Annotated in this window: 9 protein-coding genes; 5 read left to right on the top strand and 4 right to left on the bottom strand. The window is 65.0% G+C overall.

Going from position 1 to position 15,274, the window contains the following annotated elements; genetic code table 11:
* The first annotated feature begins 15 nt into the window (after window positions 1-15).
* The 3 genes from LAN61_14675 (at window position 16) to LAN61_14685 (ending at window position 3,276) form a co-directional block, all read left to right on the top strand.
* Window positions 16-1,338, top strand: a complete 1,323-nt coding sequence (locus LAN61_14675; protein ID MBZ5541759.1) for a 4-hydroxybutyrate--acetyl-CoA CoA transferase — start codon at window positions 16-18, stop codon at window positions 1,336-1,338.
* Between the two features lie 160 nt (window positions 1,339-1,498).
* On the top strand, window positions 1,499-2,812 hold the full coding sequence (locus LAN61_14680; protein ID MBZ5541760.1) for an amidohydrolase family protein: 1,314 nt from the start codon (window positions 1,499-1,501) through the stop codon (window positions 2,810-2,812).
* A gap of 29 nt (window positions 2,813-2,841) precedes the next feature.
* Window positions 2,842-3,276 carry a DUF6526 family protein gene (locus LAN61_14685; protein ID MBZ5541761.1) on the top strand — a complete coding sequence of 145 codons (435 nt, stop codon included), beginning with the start codon at window positions 2,842-2,844 and terminating at the stop codon, window positions 3,274-3,276.
* 22 nt (window positions 3,277-3,298) lie between these two features.
* Here LAN61_14685 and LAN61_14690 read toward each other — a convergent pair whose 3' ends face one another.
* The 4 genes from LAN61_14690 to lexA all read right to left on the bottom strand — a co-directional run bounded on the left by LAN61_14690 (window position 3,299) and on the right by lexA (window position 11,862).
* Window positions 3,299-6,625 carry an IPT/TIG domain-containing protein gene (locus LAN61_14690; protein MBZ5541762.1) on the bottom strand — a complete coding sequence of 1,109 codons (3,327 nt, stop codon included), beginning with the start codon at window positions 6,623-6,625 and terminating at the stop codon, window positions 3,299-3,301.
* A gap of 204 nt (window positions 6,626-6,829) precedes the next feature.
* Window positions 6,830-7,276, bottom strand: coding sequence for a polymer-forming cytoskeletal protein (locus LAN61_14695; GenBank protein MBZ5541763.1), 447 nt, complete (start codon window positions 7,274-7,276; stop codon window positions 6,830-6,832).
* 292 nt (window positions 7,277-7,568) lie between these two features.
* Window positions 7,569-11,027 carry a pyruvate carboxylase gene (locus tag LAN61_14700; GenBank protein MBZ5541764.1) on the bottom strand — a complete coding sequence of 1,153 codons (3,459 nt, stop codon included), beginning with the start codon at window positions 11,025-11,027 and terminating at the stop codon, window positions 7,569-7,571.
* 211 nt (window positions 11,028-11,238) lie between these two features.
* On the bottom strand, window positions 11,239-11,862 hold the full coding sequence (gene lexA / locus LAN61_14705; GenBank protein ID MBZ5541765.1) for a transcriptional repressor LexA: 624 nt from the start codon (window positions 11,860-11,862) through the stop codon (window positions 11,239-11,241).
* Between the two features lie 312 nt (window positions 11,863-12,174).
* On the opposite strand from lexA, the gene LAN61_14710 reads away from it, so the two are divergent.
* Both LAN61_14710 and LAN61_14715 read left to right on the top strand, forming a co-directional pair.
* The gene (locus tag LAN61_14710; GenBank protein ID MBZ5541766.1) at window positions 12,175-14,034 is read left to right on the top strand and encodes a 2-oxoacid:acceptor oxidoreductase subunit alpha; all 1,860 of its coding nucleotides are present in this window, start codon (window positions 12,175-12,177) and stop codon (window positions 14,032-14,034) included.
* A 110-nt stretch (window positions 14,035-14,144) separates the two neighbouring features.
* On the top strand, window positions 14,145-15,173 hold the full coding sequence (locus LAN61_14715; GenBank protein MBZ5541767.1) for a 2-oxoacid:ferredoxin oxidoreductase subunit beta: 1,029 nt from the start codon (window positions 14,145-14,147) through the stop codon (window positions 15,171-15,173).
* Window positions 15,174-15,274 lie beyond the last annotated feature (101 nt).

Consider the following 15,274-nt stretch of genomic DNA (forward strand, 5'->3'; position numbering starts at 1 on the left):
AAGAGAAGGTGCCGCATGTCCGCTGCAACCCCGCAGTCGCAATACGTTCATAAACTCATCACCCCCGAAGCCGGCGCCGCCTTGATCGCCGACGGCAGCGTCCTCTGCGTGGCTCTGGGCGTCGGCGCACCCGCGGCCCTGGCCCGCGCCGTCGCCGACCGCGTCCGCTGCGGTTCTCTCCAGGATTTGCATCTTGTCTACCAGCAGTCCCTGAAGCCTCTAGCCGACACGCTCATCCAGCCCGACATTTTGGACAAGATCGAAGCCCGCAACTTCTTCATCGGCGAGCCCGACCGCGAAATGATCAATCGCGGGATCGCCGAAGGCCGCAAATATATCTCCTACATTCCCTGCAACTTCAGCCAGATTCCGCGGGCCCTCACCGAAGCCATCCGCGTCAACACCTTCGTCATCACCGTCTCCCCGATGGATGCCTCCGGCCATTTCAGCCTGGGCACCAACAACGACTACGCCTCCACGGTCATCCGCCACTGCGACCGCGTCATCGTCGAGGTCAACCGCTACATGCCCCGCGTCTTCGGGGATTCCGCCGTGCACGTCTCCGAGGTTCACGCCATCGTCGAAAACCACGTGCCCCTGCCCGAATTTCCCCTGCGCGAACCCGATGAAGATTCCCTGACCATCGGCAAGACGATCGCCGCCATGATCCACGACGGCGGCACCCTGCAGTTCGGTATCGGCAATCTGCCCACCGCCGTTGCGCGTTTTCTGCACAACCACAACGATCTGGGCATCCACAGCGAGCTCTTCAGCCCGCCGTTCGTGGACCTCATTCAGCGCGGGGTGATCAATGGCCGCAAGAAAACGCTGCATCCGCGCAAACACGTCTTCACCATCGCCCTGGGCAATGCCGAAATGTACGCCTTCATGAACGACAACCCCTCCCTGGAGAGCTACGCGGTGTCCTACGTGAACGATCTGCGCATCATCGCCGCACATGACAACCTCATTTCCGTCAACACGGCCATCGAGATCGACCTCTACGGGCAGGTCAACGCCGAATTCATAAACGGCCACCAGTACAGCGGCGCCGGGGGCCAGTTCGATTTCGTGAAGGGCGCTTCGCTGTCGCGCGGCGGCAAATCGTTCATCGCGCTCAAATCCGCCGCCAAAAGCGACACCATCTCCTGCATCGTTCCGCACGTGCAGATGGCCACGGACACGCGCATGGACGTGGAGCACATCGTCACCGAATACGGCTGCGTCAACCTGCGCGGGCGCTCGACCCGCGACCGCGCCCTGGCCCTCATCAGCATCGCCCACCCCAACTTCCGCGAGGAGCTCACCGCGCACGCCAAGCGCATCAACTTGATCTAGCGCGAATTTCTCACGGGAATGGGCGCGAGATGCCGCAAGGCGCGTTACGGAGAAGGGCGGGCCAGGCCCATCTTTCTGGGGCCTTGCCTGCCGCCTTGCAATCCCTCCCCACACACGGTACAAGTGTGCTCTCACGCATCTGTTGATCGCGGAGGAACCCATGTCACGTTCACGCTGCACAGTTCTGCTTAGCGCCTTGCTCTTCTGCGCCAGCCTGGCCCGCGCCCAGTCCAGCGCGCCGCCCTTCACCGTCCTGCGCGCCGGCACGCTCATCGACGGCACGAGCGACGCCCCGCGCAAGAATCAGCTCATTTTCCTGCGCGGCAAGCGCATCGAAAAAATCACCGACGGCGGCGCGGCCATCCCGCAAGGCACGCAAATCATCGACCTCTCCTCCGCCACGGTTCTCCCCGGCTTGATCGATTCGCACACGCACATCTTCCTGCAGGGCGAAGACCCCGCACAGGGCGGCTACGACGCCAACATCCTCCGCCAGGGCCTGGCGCTGCGCGCGGCGCGGGCCACGGTCTCCGTGCGCCGCGCGCTGGAGCAGGGCTTCACCACCCTGCGCGACGTGGAAACCGAAGGCGCCGGTTACGGCGACGTGGGCATCAAGCAGGCCATCGAGGCGGGCTATATCCCCGGCCCGCGGCTGTTCGTCTCCACCCGAGCCATCTCCACCACCGGGGGTTACAACCTGGAAGGCTACGCTCCCGAACTGGACATGCCCAAGGGCGCGCAGCTGATCGACGGCCCCGTGGAGGCGCGGAAGGCCGCGCGCCAGCAACTGGAACACGGCGCCGACTGGATCAAGGTGTACATGACGCACCGCTCGTGGGCCGACAAGGACGGGCATCTTGTCGCGCAGCCCACGCTGACGCTCGAGGAACTCCAAGCGGTCGTGGATGAAACGCACGGCTGGGGCAAGAAAGTCGCCTGCCACGCCTACAACGGCATCGGCCTGCAGCGCGCGCTGGATGGCGGCTGCGACTCGCTGGAACACGGGCTGGAAATCAGCGACGCGCAGATCGCGCAGATGGCCCGCCAGGGCACCTGGTATTGCCCGACCATCGGGGCCTACTACTCCGACTGGGCCCCGGCGAACACCGCCGCCGGGGTGCGCGACCGCGCCCGGGTCGCGCTCCACGAAACTTCCTTCCGCAAGGCGCTGAAGGCCAATCTCAAAATCGTCTTCGGCACGGACACCGGCGGCCTGCCGTGGAGCGAGCCCATGGCCCGCGAATTCGAGTACATGGTGAAGCTGGGGATGAGTCCCATGGAGGCCATCCAATCGGCCACTTCCCGCGCTGCGGAAATGCTGGACAGCAAGGGGGATCTCGGCGTCCTGGCCCCCGGCGCCTACGCCGACGTCATCGCCGTGGCCGGCAATCCGCTCCAGAACATCGCCGAGCTGCAAAAAGTCCGCTTCGTCATGAAGAACGGCGAAGTGTTCAAGAACGATTTCGGGAAATAGCGGACGTTGCAATTTCAGGAGGAAAGTTCATGAGCGAACAGAATTATGCGAATCACACCAAGATGGTTCCCGCGTTTCACTACTTCGCGATGCCCGTTTTCGCGGTCAATCTCGGGTGGGCCATCTACCACCTGGTAAGGACGGGTCTCTCCTTCGAGAGTGTGATGCGGGTGCTGCTGGCCGCGGCCCTCGTGGTGCTCTTCTTCTGCGCGCGCCTGTTCGCGCTCACCGTGCAGGACCGCGTCATCCGCCTGGAGGAGCGCCTGCGCTACGAGCGCCTGCTCCCCGCCGATCTCCAGGCGCGCAGCGGCGAATTCACCCGCGACCAGTTCGTTTCCCTGCGCTTTGCCAGCGACGCCGAACTTCCCGCGCTGGCCCGCAAGGTCCTCGACGAGAAACTCAGCGACCGCAAAACCATCAAGCAGCTCATCAAGAGCTGGAAACCTGACCACCTTCGGGCCTGACCGATAGTCCTGCAGAAGGGTTTCAATTCGCCGTGAAGGCCGCGTCGAGCGACACGCTCTCGCCGTCCGCATTGGTCACCACGACCAGCTGCGGCCCGGCCTGCAGCGCCGGGGTGGTCACCGTGAGCGTGTTCCGATCCACCAGCGTGACGCCGGCCGCCGCGCCGCCGATGGTCACTTGCACCCCGCTCTGGAAGCCGCTGCCGCGCAGCGTGATCTGCGTCCCGCCCGCCGCCGGCCCCGTTGCCGGCGCCAGGGACCCGATCCCCAGCGGCACGTTCGCCAGCTGCACCACAGTCAGTCCGGCGTTCTGCGCGGTGTTGTCCGCCGAGGTGAGGGCAAACAATCTCTGCCCGTTCTCATCCGTAGCAAAGAAACTGCCGCGCAAACCATCAGCTGCCGTCAGCAGCGGATTGGGAAGGAAGACGCGCAGCCGCAGCTGGCCGCTGTGCGCGTCCAGGATGTCCACTCCGCCGCGCACCCCCGCGCTGCCCGGCGCGCCCGTCAGAAACGGCTGGTAGAGGAGCGCTCCGCTGGGATGCAGCGCCAACCCCGGCACCAGCACGCGCCCCGGTATCTGTTCGAGTTCCGCGGCGGACGGAGCGGAGAGCACCGCGAGGTCCACGCCACGAATTTCCGCCGCGCCACTGTTGCGCGTAGCAAGAATCGTTCCATCCGCTGCCGCACCCAAATCCGCGGCCAGTTCGTTCCCCGGCGTCGCTGTAAACTGGCCGGGCGTGGCCGCATCCCACACCGCCACCGGCCCGCCCGGCACCGCTCCAAACGCGAGAAACACGCGGTCGCCATTCTTCGCGGCCTGCAGCAACGGCGCACCGGGCGCGATACTCGCCGCCGGTTGCGGCCCTGCCAGCACCGCCGGCGGATTGGCCGTCAGATCGATCATCTTCAAGCAGCCCGTGCAGGCCCCCGCCGATCCGGCCTCTCCGCTCAAACCCACGAAGACGGCCTGCGTGCTGGTTGCCGCCACGCGCGCCGGCCCGGAAAGCGTGAAACCCGCCACGCCGCCGACGGGCACGACCGTGCTGGTCACCTGCACGCAACTGCCCGGCGCATCGAGATTCAGGAGATCCACGGCCTGCGAGCCGAAATCGGCCACCACGAGTTTCGTGCCGTCGGGGGTCAGCGCCAGCCCGCGCAGACCCGCCGTGGACGGTGCGCCGCACGACGGCGTAAGTTCCGCGGCGCGAAATTGTTTGGCCGCGAGATCGAAGACGTCCACATGGTCGTTATTGCTGAGATAGACGAGCTGTCGCGGGCGGTCGTAGAGCAGAAATTTGTACAGGCCGGCCTTGGCGTAGGTCTGCACGTCCTGCAGAAACTGCCAGGCCTTCGCCGCCGTCACATTGCCCGCCGGCGCGCGTACCACCACATCGGCTTTCCCCGCCGTGCCTGCGGGCGTGGTCACCGTGAGGCGCTCGATGGGAAAGGCATAGTCCGCGCCCACGCTGCCGGACGAGAGAAGCGCGGTCACGTCCTCGACTTTCTGCACCGTGGCGCCGGCCCCGCCGAACGTCACGCTGATGCCGGCCGCATCGGCGCCAAATCCGTGACCGTAGATCTGCACGGTGTCGCCGCCCGGCTTTTTCCCCGCGTTGGGCAGCACCTCGAGAATCTGCGGGCCGTAGCTGAACGCCGCGGGCGCCAGGGCCAGCCACCCGCTCGGGAAATAGGCGGCGACGTTCACCGGACCGCTCCCCGCGCTCGGCGGCGAAGTAGCCTGCATTTGCGTCGCGCCGGCGACGTTCACGCTCAAGCCGGGCTGCGCGGCGAAGCGCATCTGCGCGGAAGCCTCGAAGTTCTGCCCCGCGAGAGTGGTTGCCGTGCCCCCCGCCGCCGGCCCTTCCGGCGGAGCCAGAGCGGGCACCGCGGCCAAGACCGGCGCGGTGGAGGGGAGCGTTCCGGGATTGGCGGCATCGAGAAAGCTCACGCCGCGGTTGGCGATGCCAAATATCTGCGCCGTCTCGTCCGCCTCCTCAATCTCCGAGCGTTCTCCCCCGATGCGGAGGTCCGGCGCCTGTCCGAGCACAGAGAGATCCTGGCTGCTCAGCACGGTAATCACGGGTGGCAGGTCGGCATTCTCGCTGACATAGAGCGCGCTGCCGTCGCGCGAAAAGACCAGGCCGTGTGCGCCGGGCGCCGCCCGCGCAGCCAGCACCTGCAGTGTACCGTCGAGCAGCAGCACCTGTGCCACACCGCCGTTCACCAGGAGCACCGCGAACCGGCTGGCGTCGCCGTTGGCCGCCGCCAGCTCGATGCTGCCCGTTCCCAGCGTGACCGGCCCCACCGCCACATTCGCACTGGCATCCAACAACGCCACGCTACCGCTCGTGTCGCCAGCCGCGGCCAGCACTTTGGTGTGATCCCCGCTGCGCGCCAGCACACCGGCGCCGTTCTGAAAGACGGCCGGGGCGCGGCTCGTCACATCCGTAAAACTGTTTGTCGCCGGATCCCACAGGGCCGGCAGCGCCGCCAGCGCATCCGGCCGCCGCAGGCGCACTAGCCCCTTGCCGCCGGCGAGGGCCACCACTTCCATGGGCAAATTGAAAATGGCGTTGGATGTCCCCGGGAGGCCCGCCACCGGGTAGCGCGCGCGCACCTGCAGCGCTGCCGCATCCACCACGGTGATCTCTTGCACACCGGAACCCACCCATAGCGTGGCGCCGTCCGCGCTGAGGTCCACGCTGCTCGCGTCCGGCACGGCGATCTGCGCCACCCGCGTGGCATCCGTGCTGGAGAGAACTTCCACCCGGTTCATGGCGGGATTGGCGACAAAGATATGCTGGCGGCCCGCATCGTAGACGATGCGCCGCCGGTGCAATTCCCCCGGCGGATCGTCGCCGGAAGGAACGGAGTCGGTGCGCGCAAAGTTGGTGCGCGGCAGGGCGGGCGGCGGCGGAGCGGCCTGCACGGTGATGCTGAGGCTGGCGGAATGCGAGAGAGACCCGGTGGAGGCCTGCGCCGTCACGGTGTAGCTTCCCGCAGCCAGGGGCTGCACGGCGCCGAAGACCACGGATTGCGATCCCCCGCCCGGCACGCTGAAGGGGCTGACCGGACTCGACGGCAGCCCCGCCGGCAAGCCGCTCAGCGTCACCTGCACATTTCCCGAAAACCCATGGAGCGCGCCCACGGATAGGGTGGCGGGAGCGCTCGTTGTGCCGCCGGTCAGAGCCAGGGAATTCGGCGAGATGGTCAGCGAGAAATCCGGGGCGGATGGAGTTGGCGGTACAACCTGCTGGCCCGCGGAGCTACCCCCGCCGCCACAGCCCGTGCTTCCGCCGAAGGCGGCCAGGAAAAACAGTATGGAGAAGAAGCGCCGAACGCGGCCCATGGGGCAACCCCACGCCTGCTGGCGCCGCTTTGCCGGCGGGGACACCCGGCCAGCGGCGCAAAATCTCTAATCCGAAAGGAAAGCGACAGGAGAGATAGCGAAAACAGAAGCACTTGTCAAGATGGGTAATATTCCGGTCAACGGGAAGATAAAGCGAAAAGAAAAACGGCGCGAAGACGGTCTCCGCGCCGTTCCCGGAAAAGACTACAGACTCTTGGGTGCGGTGACCGTGGCCGGAGCCCCGACCGCGCGGGCGAAAGAGTTCTTATCCTTATCCTTATCTTTCTCCGCGCTCTTGTCGATTTCGATCGAGCCTTTGAAGTAGGCGCCATCTTCGATCATGATGCGCGCCGTAGTCAGGTCGCCATTCACCGATCCATCCTTCTTGATCTCGATGCGGTCCTTGGCCTGCAGATTTCCCTTCACGCTGCCATAGACCACCACCTCGCGGGCAATAATGTCCGCAGTCAGCTTGGCGGAGGCCCCCACGGTGAGCTTGCGCTCCTCGAGGTGGATCAATCCTTCCACCGTGCCGTCGATATGCAGATCCTCGTTACCGCTGATTTCACCTTTCACATGCAGGCCGGCCCCGAGCCGCGCGGTCGCACGGTCCGGAGTCGCGCCCGTTGGACGCATCGCATCTGTACTCATTGTCTTTGTATCCTCCCAAGCCGCCGGACCGGGTTTCGGCGGTGTCTGTTGATTCTGCGGAATTCGTGCTCCCGGCTGCGCCTCATGCGGCGTATCCGGTTTCTTGTTACCCCACATCGATCCTCCCCGAGATTGCACACCCAAACTGGTTTCTGGCTGGGGTGTGAAGAACTTTATTCCTCTGACGGGCGCGCCGCAAACCAGGTGTGCACGCGGCGTTCCTGTGAGTAACTAGCCAAAGGGCCAGTCCTTTCGCTGTCCTCGGTCCAGGACGTTTCGCGGAGCATGGTTCTCAGGGGGCGATGATCAGCAGAAGATCTTTCGCTTCGACCTGCTGCCCCGGCACGACCAGAAGCTTCACGATGCGCCCGGCGATGGGCGCATAAAGGTTCGATTGCATTTTCATGGCCTCCAGCGTGAGAAGCTTGGCGCCGCGCTCCACGGTCTGATTGGCCTGCACTACAATGGCGCTGACTACGCCCGCCGTCGGCGCGGCCACCTGCCCCGGCTCCGCGGGGTCGGCCTTGGGATGTACGCGCTCGGCCACGCGCAGCGCGCGGTCGCGGACCTGCACCTCGCGCGGCTGCCCGTTCATCTCGAAAAACAGCGTGCGCGTGCCGTCCGGATGGGCATCACCGGCCGTCAGGAATTTCACGATGAGCGTCTTTCCCGGCTCGATCTCCACGGTGATTTCCTGGCCCGGCTGCAAACCGTAAAAAAAAGCCGGCGTGGGCAGCACGCTCACGTCCGCATAGGTTTCGCGGAACTTGTCATATTTGAGGAACACTTCCGGGTATAGCAGATAGCTCAGGAGATCGTCGCGGCGCACTGCGTGCCCGGTCTTTTTCACCAGCGCGCTTTGCTCGTCGTCCAGCTTCACCGGCTCCAGGCTGGCGCTGGGCCGCCCGGCAATGGGCGGCGCGCCGCGCAGGATGATTTTCTGCAGCTTCTTTGGCCAGCCGCCCGGCGGCACGCCCAGCACTCCCGCGAACATCTCCACCACAGAGTTCGGCAAGGCCAGGTCGTGCTTCTCCTCGAGACGCAGCACGTCCTCGGGGCGCATTTCCTTGGCCATCAGAAACAGGGTCATGTCGCCCACGACCTTGCTCGACGGGGTGACCTTCACGATGTCCCCGAAAAGCTGGTTCACTTCCGCGTACGTCTTCTCGACTTCGCGCCAGCGGTGCCCCAGGCCCATGGCCACGGCCTGCTCGCGCAGATTGGTGTACTGCCCGCCGGGAATTTCGTGCTGGTAGAGGCGCGCCGAGCCCGCCTTGGGGCCGGAGTCGAACGGCGCGTAATACGTGCGCACCGTCTCCCAGTAGTCCGAGCACTCGTTCAGGGTCTCCATGTCCAGGCGCGTGTCGCGCGGCGTGTGCCGCAGGGCTTCCGCGATGGAATTGAGATTCGGCTGGCTGGTGCCTCCGCTCACCGCCGCTAGCGCGGCATCCGCCACGTCCACGCCGCCCTCCGCGGCCTTGAGCACCGAGGCCGCGTTCAGGCCGCTGGTGTCGTGGGTGTGGAAATGCACAGGCAGACCGATCTCTTCACGCAGGGCCTTCACCAGTTGAAACGCGGCATACGGCTTGCACAGCCCGGCCATGTCCTTGATGGCCAGAAAATGCGCGCCCAGTTTTTCCAGCTGCCTGGCCATGGTCACATAATATTTCAGGGAATACTTCGGGCGCCCCGCGTCCAGGATGTCGCCGGTGTAGCAGATGGCCGGCTCGCACACTGCGCCGGTCTCCAGCACGGCGTCGATGGCCACGCGCATGTTGTCGATGGAGTTCAGGGAATCGAAAATGCGGAAGATGTCGATGCCCTGGGTGTGGGCCTCGCGCACGAATTCCACGATCAAGTTGTCCGGGTACGACGCGTAGCCCACCGCGTTGGCGCCGCGCAGCAGCATCTGAAAGCAGATGTTGGGCACGCGCCGGCGCAGTTCGCGCAGGCGCTGCCAGGGATCCTCGTGCAGGAAGCGCAGGGAAGTGTCGAAGGTCGCCCCGCCCCACATCTCCAGGCTGAAGAGATTGGGCAGGCGCTGCGCCACGGCGCCGGCCGTCAACAGCAAGTCGTGCGTGCGCACCCGGGTGGCCAGCAGGGACTGGTGCGCGTCGCGAAACGTGGTGTCCGTCACGAGCAGCCGCTTCTCTTTGCGCGCCCAGGCCGCGAACTTTTCCGGCCCCAGCTTCTGCAGCAACTGGCGCGTTCCCGCCGGCGGGGCGATTCCCGGCGCCGCGGGGACCACCGCCGTTTCCAGGACTTCGGCCGGCTTCTTCCCCTTCACTTCGGGATTGCCGTTCAGAATCACGTCGCCCAGATAGAGCAGCAGCTTGGTGGCGCGGTCGCTGCGGTTGGGCAGACGGAAGAGTTCCGGGGATTCGTCCAGAAACGAGGTGGTGACCTCGCCGGCGCGGAAGCGCGGATGGTTCACCACGTTTTCCACGAACAGGATGTTGGTCTTCACCCCGCGGATGCGGAATTCGCGCAGCGCGCGGTCCATGCGCTGGCAGGCTTCCGGGAGATTCGCACCCCAGGCGGTGACCTTCACCAGCAGCGAGTCATAGTGCGCCGCGAGCACCGCTCCGGCATAGGCCGTGCCGCCGTCCAGGCGAATGCCGAACCCGGCCGGCGAGCGGTAAGTAGAAATCTTGCCGTAGTCCGGGGCGAAATTCTTTTCCGGGTCTTCGGTGGTCACGCGGCATTGCAGCGCCGAGCCGTACAGCGGCACCTTCTCCTGCTGCGGCAAGGAAAGCGGCGCTTCATGGAGCGCATAGCCCTGGGCCACCAGGATCTGCGCGCGGACCAGGTCGATGCCGGTGACCATCTCCGTGACCGTATGCTCCACCTGGATGCGCGGATTCACCTCGATGAAGTACCACTTCGCGGCGTCCACGTCGTAGAGGAACTCGACCGTGCCGGCGTTGCGGTATTTGGCCTTGCGCGCCAGGCGCACCGCCGCTGCGCACAATTCTTCGCGCACCCGCGCCGGCAGGTTCGGCGCCGGCGCCACTTCCACTACCTTCTGGTGCCGCCGCTGCACGGAGCAGTCGCGCTCGTGGAGGTGCAACAGGTTCCCGTGGTGGTCCGCCAGGATCTGCACTTCGATGTGCCGCGCCCGGGGCAGATATTTTTCCAGAAACACCGAGGCATCGCCGAACGCCGAGCGCGCTTCCAACCGCGCTTCCTCCAACCGCGCTTCCAGCTGCGCCGCGTCGCGCACCACGCGCATCCCGCGCCCGCCCCCGCCCATGGCCGCCTTGACGATCACCGGATAACCGATCTCCGCGGCGATGCGCTGCGCCTCCGCGCCCGATTCCACCGGCTTTTCCGTTCCGGGCAGCACCGGCACGCCCGCCGATGCCGCCAGCCGCCGCGCGGCCGTCTTGTCCCCCAGCAACTCCAACAGCTCGGGCGCCGGCCCGATGAAGGTGATGCCGGCCTTTTCGCAGGCCCGCGCGAAGGCCGGGTTTTCCGCCAGAAATCCGTAGCCCGGATGAATGGCGTCGACGCCCTTCTCCTTGGCCAGAGCCACGATCCCGGCGATATCCAGGTAGGCTTCCACCGGGCCTTTGCCCGCGCCCACCTGGTAGGCCTCGTCGGCTTTCATGCGGTGCAGCCCCAGGCGGTCTTCCTGCGAATAAATGCCCACCGTGCGCAGCCCCAACTCGTTGGCGGCGCGGAAAATGCGGATGGCGATTTCGCTGCGGTTGGCAGCAAGGAGTTTATGGATCGGCTTGTTCTTCTTCATTCCCGTGACCCCGGCGAGGAAAGCGGCTTAGCGCAGAATTCTACATTGTTTCACGAATGTCCGCCGCGCCCAACGGCGTTTTTCCAATCTAATCCAGCAGGAAATTTCATCGACTATGGCGGAAGGAAGAAAAACAAAGGAGAAAAATCCAGGCAAGAAATGCGGAGAGTGATTCCGGAAATAGAAAAACTCTTAGAATCTTTACTGTTCTTCAGTACTTGCGCAGCACGCTCACCACGCGGCCCTGAATCTTCACGTCGCTGGCGGGCACGACGATGGGGGCCATCTCCGAATTCGCCGGCTGCAGGCGGATCTTCCCCGCACCCTCGCGGTAGAAGCGCTTCAGCGTGGCCTCTTCCCCGCCCACCAGCGCCACCACGATATCGCCGGCATTGGCCACCTGGGTCTGCTCGCAGACCACGTAATCCCCGTCCAGGATGTGGTCCTCGATCATCGAGTTGCCCTTGACCTGCAGCACAAAGGTGGTGGCCCCGCGCGCAAAATCCCCCAGGGAAATCGTCTCGCGATCCTCGAGCGCTTCCAGCGGCCGCCCCGCGGCGATGCGCCCGACCAGGGGCAGCTCCTGCACGCGGCGGTCCAGCACCTGTTCCTTCACCGGCTTCGGCAGTTGCACGATCTCGATTGAGCGGCTCTGGTTGTAGCCGCGGCGGATGAAACCCTTCTTCTCCAGGGTGCTGATGTGCTTGTGCACGGTGGCCAGGGAGGTCAGTTTCAGGCCCTTGCCGATCTCCTCGAAACTCGGCGAGTAGCCGTGCCTGGTTTCGAAGGACACCAGAAAATCGAGCACTTCCTTCTGCCGCTTGGTCAGAGCCATCGCTCGTCTCCTCCTGCGCCTAGGCGCCCGCTGCGGAAGCGGCGCGCGGCACACTTTCGCCTTTTACTCTAGGCGAACACAAAGCGAACGTCAAGCAAAGAGTTTGTGCGCCGTTCTTCGCCCGCTTTTTTTCCGCGCGGCTTCCTGTTTTGGACACAACGCCGCGCCACGCGCCCGGTTGTGCTATTATTTTTGTTTGCGGGCTCCTGGTACTTCGCTCTCGAAGCACCTGCTCGCCGCGAAGCCCGGGCGCCGCAACTCCTCACGCCGCATGCGGGGAGACATCAGCAACCAACGGGGTCACGCGTCACCATGTCCACTCTCGCGGAAACACCTCTCACCAAAGGCAAGCGCGAAGTCATCGAACAGGCGGTCATCCGCTTTGCCGGGGACTCCGGCGACGGCATGCAGATCACCGGCAGCCAGTTCACCAACACCGTCGCGCTGTACGGCAACGACATCGCCACCTTTCCGGACTACCCCGCGGAGATCCGCGCCCCTGCGGGCACCCTCCCCGGGGTCAGCGGCTACCAGCTGCATTTTTCCTCGAGCGAGGTGTACACGCCGGGCGATGCCGTGGATGTGCTCATCGCCATGAATCCCGCCGCGCTGAAAATGAACCAGGCCGACCTCAAGCCCAACGGGATCCTCATCGTCAACAGCGACGCCTTCAAGGAAGGCGACCTGCGCAAGGCGCAGATGACCAGCAATCCCCTCGAGGATCATTCCCTGGACAAGTACCGCCTCTTCTCCGTAGAAGCCCAGCGCCTGACGCGCGCCGCGCTGCAGCATCTGGGCATCGACGCCAAGGCCATGGACCGCTGCAAGAACTTCTTCGCCCTGGGCATGTGCTATTGGCTTTACAACCGCTCCATGGATCCGACCTTCCGCTGGATCGACGACAAGTTCAGCAAGAAGCCGCTGATCGCGGAAGCCAACAAGCTGGCCCTCAAGGCCGGCTACAGCTACTGCGAAGCCACCGAAGCCTTCCAGGTCAGCTACGAAATTCCTCCGGCCAAGCTGGAGAAGGGCTTCTACCGCAGCCTGAGCGGCAACCAGGCCCTGGCCCTGGGTTTCGTCACCGCCGCGCAAAAATCCGGCCTAACGCTTTTCCTGGGCTCCTACCCGATCACTCCGGCCTCGGACATCCTGCACGAGCTTTCGCAATACAAGAATTTCGGGGTGATGACGTTCCAGGCCGAAGACGAAATCGCGGCCATGACTTCGACCATCGGGGCCTCTTACGCCGGCGCGCTGGCCCTGACCACGACTTCCGGCCCGGGCATGGCCCTCAAGACCGAAGCGATGGGGCTCGCCGTGATGACCGAGCTGCCCATGGTGATCGTGGACGTGCAGCGTGGCGGCCCTTCCACGGGCCTGCCGACCAAAACCGAGCAGGCCGACCTGTTGCAGGCGCTCTTCGGACGCAACTCCGAGGCGCCCATTCCGGTTCTGGCGGCTTCCACTCCGGCCGACTGCTTCTGGGTCGCCGTGGAAGCGTGCCGCATCGCCCTCAAGTACATGGTGCCGGTGATTGTGCTCACCGACGGCTACCTGGCTAACGGCTCGGAGCCCTGGCGCATCCCGGAGCTCCAGGACATTCCGGCCATCCCGGTGAGCTTCGCCACGAATCCGGAAACGTATCAGCCCTACAAGCGCGACCCGCAAACCCTGGCGCGCCCCTGGGCCGTGCCGGGCACGCCCGGCCTGGAACACCGCATCGGGGGCCTGGAGAAAAAAGACGGCAGCGGCAACATCAACTACGAGCCGCTCAACCACGAGAACATGGTGCGCATCCGCGCGGCCAAAGTCGCGGGCATCGTCCAGGACATTCCCGACGCCGTTCCCGCGGGGGATCCCGACGGCGACCTGCTGATCATCGGCTGGGGCTCGACGTGCGGCTCGATCACCGCGGCGCTCATGCCGCAGCGCGCCAAGGGCCGGCGCATCGGCCACGTGCATCTGCGGCACCTGAACCCGCTGCCGAAGAACCTCGGGGATGTGATGAAGCGCTACAAGAAAGTGCTCGTTCCGGAGCTGAACATGGGCCAACTGCTGTGGGTCTTGCGCGCCAAGTATCTGGTGGACGCCATCGGCATGAACAAGATCCAGGGCCGCCCGTTCAAGCAGAACGAGCTGGAAGTGAAGATCGAAGAAGTAATCGGCGCCTAACAACAGTTTCGCCATTCCGAGCCGCGTCAGGGGCGGGGCAAACTCCGCGAGGAATCGCGCCGGGCTCCGGAATGGCAGCAGCACACGGAACGAATCAGGGAGACTCGATCATGACCACGGCCGCTCTACCGCATCTCACGAAAAAAGATTTTCAGACCGACCAGGAAGTCCGCTGGTGCCCCGGCTGCGGCGACTACGCCATTCTTTCCGCCGTGCAGTCCGTCTTCCCGGAGCTGGGCATTCCCCGGGAGAAGTTCGTGGTGGTCAGCGGCATCGGTTGCTCCAGCCGCTTCCCCTACTACATGAACACCTACGGCTTCCATTCCATTCACGGCCGCGCCCCGGCCGTGGCCACGGGCATCAAGGCCGTGCGCCCGGATCTGGACGTGTGGGTGGCCACCGGTGACGGCGATGCCCTGGCCATCGGCGGCAATCACACCATTCACATGCTGCGCCGCAACGTGGGCATCAAGGTCCTGCTCTTCAACAACCGCATTTACGGCCTGACCAAGGGCCAATATTCGCCGACCTCGGAATACCACAAGATCACCAAGTCCACGCCTTACGGCTCGCCCGACCGGCCCTTCAATCCGATTTCGCTGGCCATCGGCTCGGAAGCCACGTTCGTGGCGCGGTCCGTGGACGTTTTCCAGGCGCACCTGAAGGAGACCCTGAAGCATGCCGCGGTGCATCGCGGCTCGGCGTTCATCGAGATCCTGCAGAACTGCAACATTTTCAACAACGGCGCCTGGGAAGGCATCACCGAGAAGGACGCGCGCAGCGAGCACGTCATCCAGCTCGAGCACGGCAAGCCGCTCATCTTCGGCAAGAACCGCGACAAGGGCATCCGCCGACTGCCCGACGGGGACATCGAAGTCGTGCAACTGGGCGACAAGTACACGGAGAAGGACCTCATCGTCCACGACGCCCATCACCACCGCGCGTCCTACGCCTTCCTGCTCTCGCACATGGAGCACCGCCCGGGCTTCCCCACGCCCATCGGCGTGCTGCGCGCCTGGGACGACCTGCCGCGCTACGAAGACGTGATGAACGACCAGATCAAGGAAGTCATCGCCAAGAAGGGCCGCGGCGATCTGGGCAAGCTCTTCCGCGCCGGGGACACCTGGGAAGTCAAGTAGGGCAGTCCGTATAGCGCCGGGCTTCAGCCCGGCATCCGAAAACACTTCGGGCGCCGCGACCGCAAAGGTTTTGGCGCCCGTCTTATTTCTTGCCTGTGAAA

Source organism: Terriglobia bacterium, assembly GCA_020072785.1.
Classification (GTDB): domain Bacteria; phylum Acidobacteriota; class Terriglobia; order Acidiferrales; family UBA7541; genus Acidiferrum.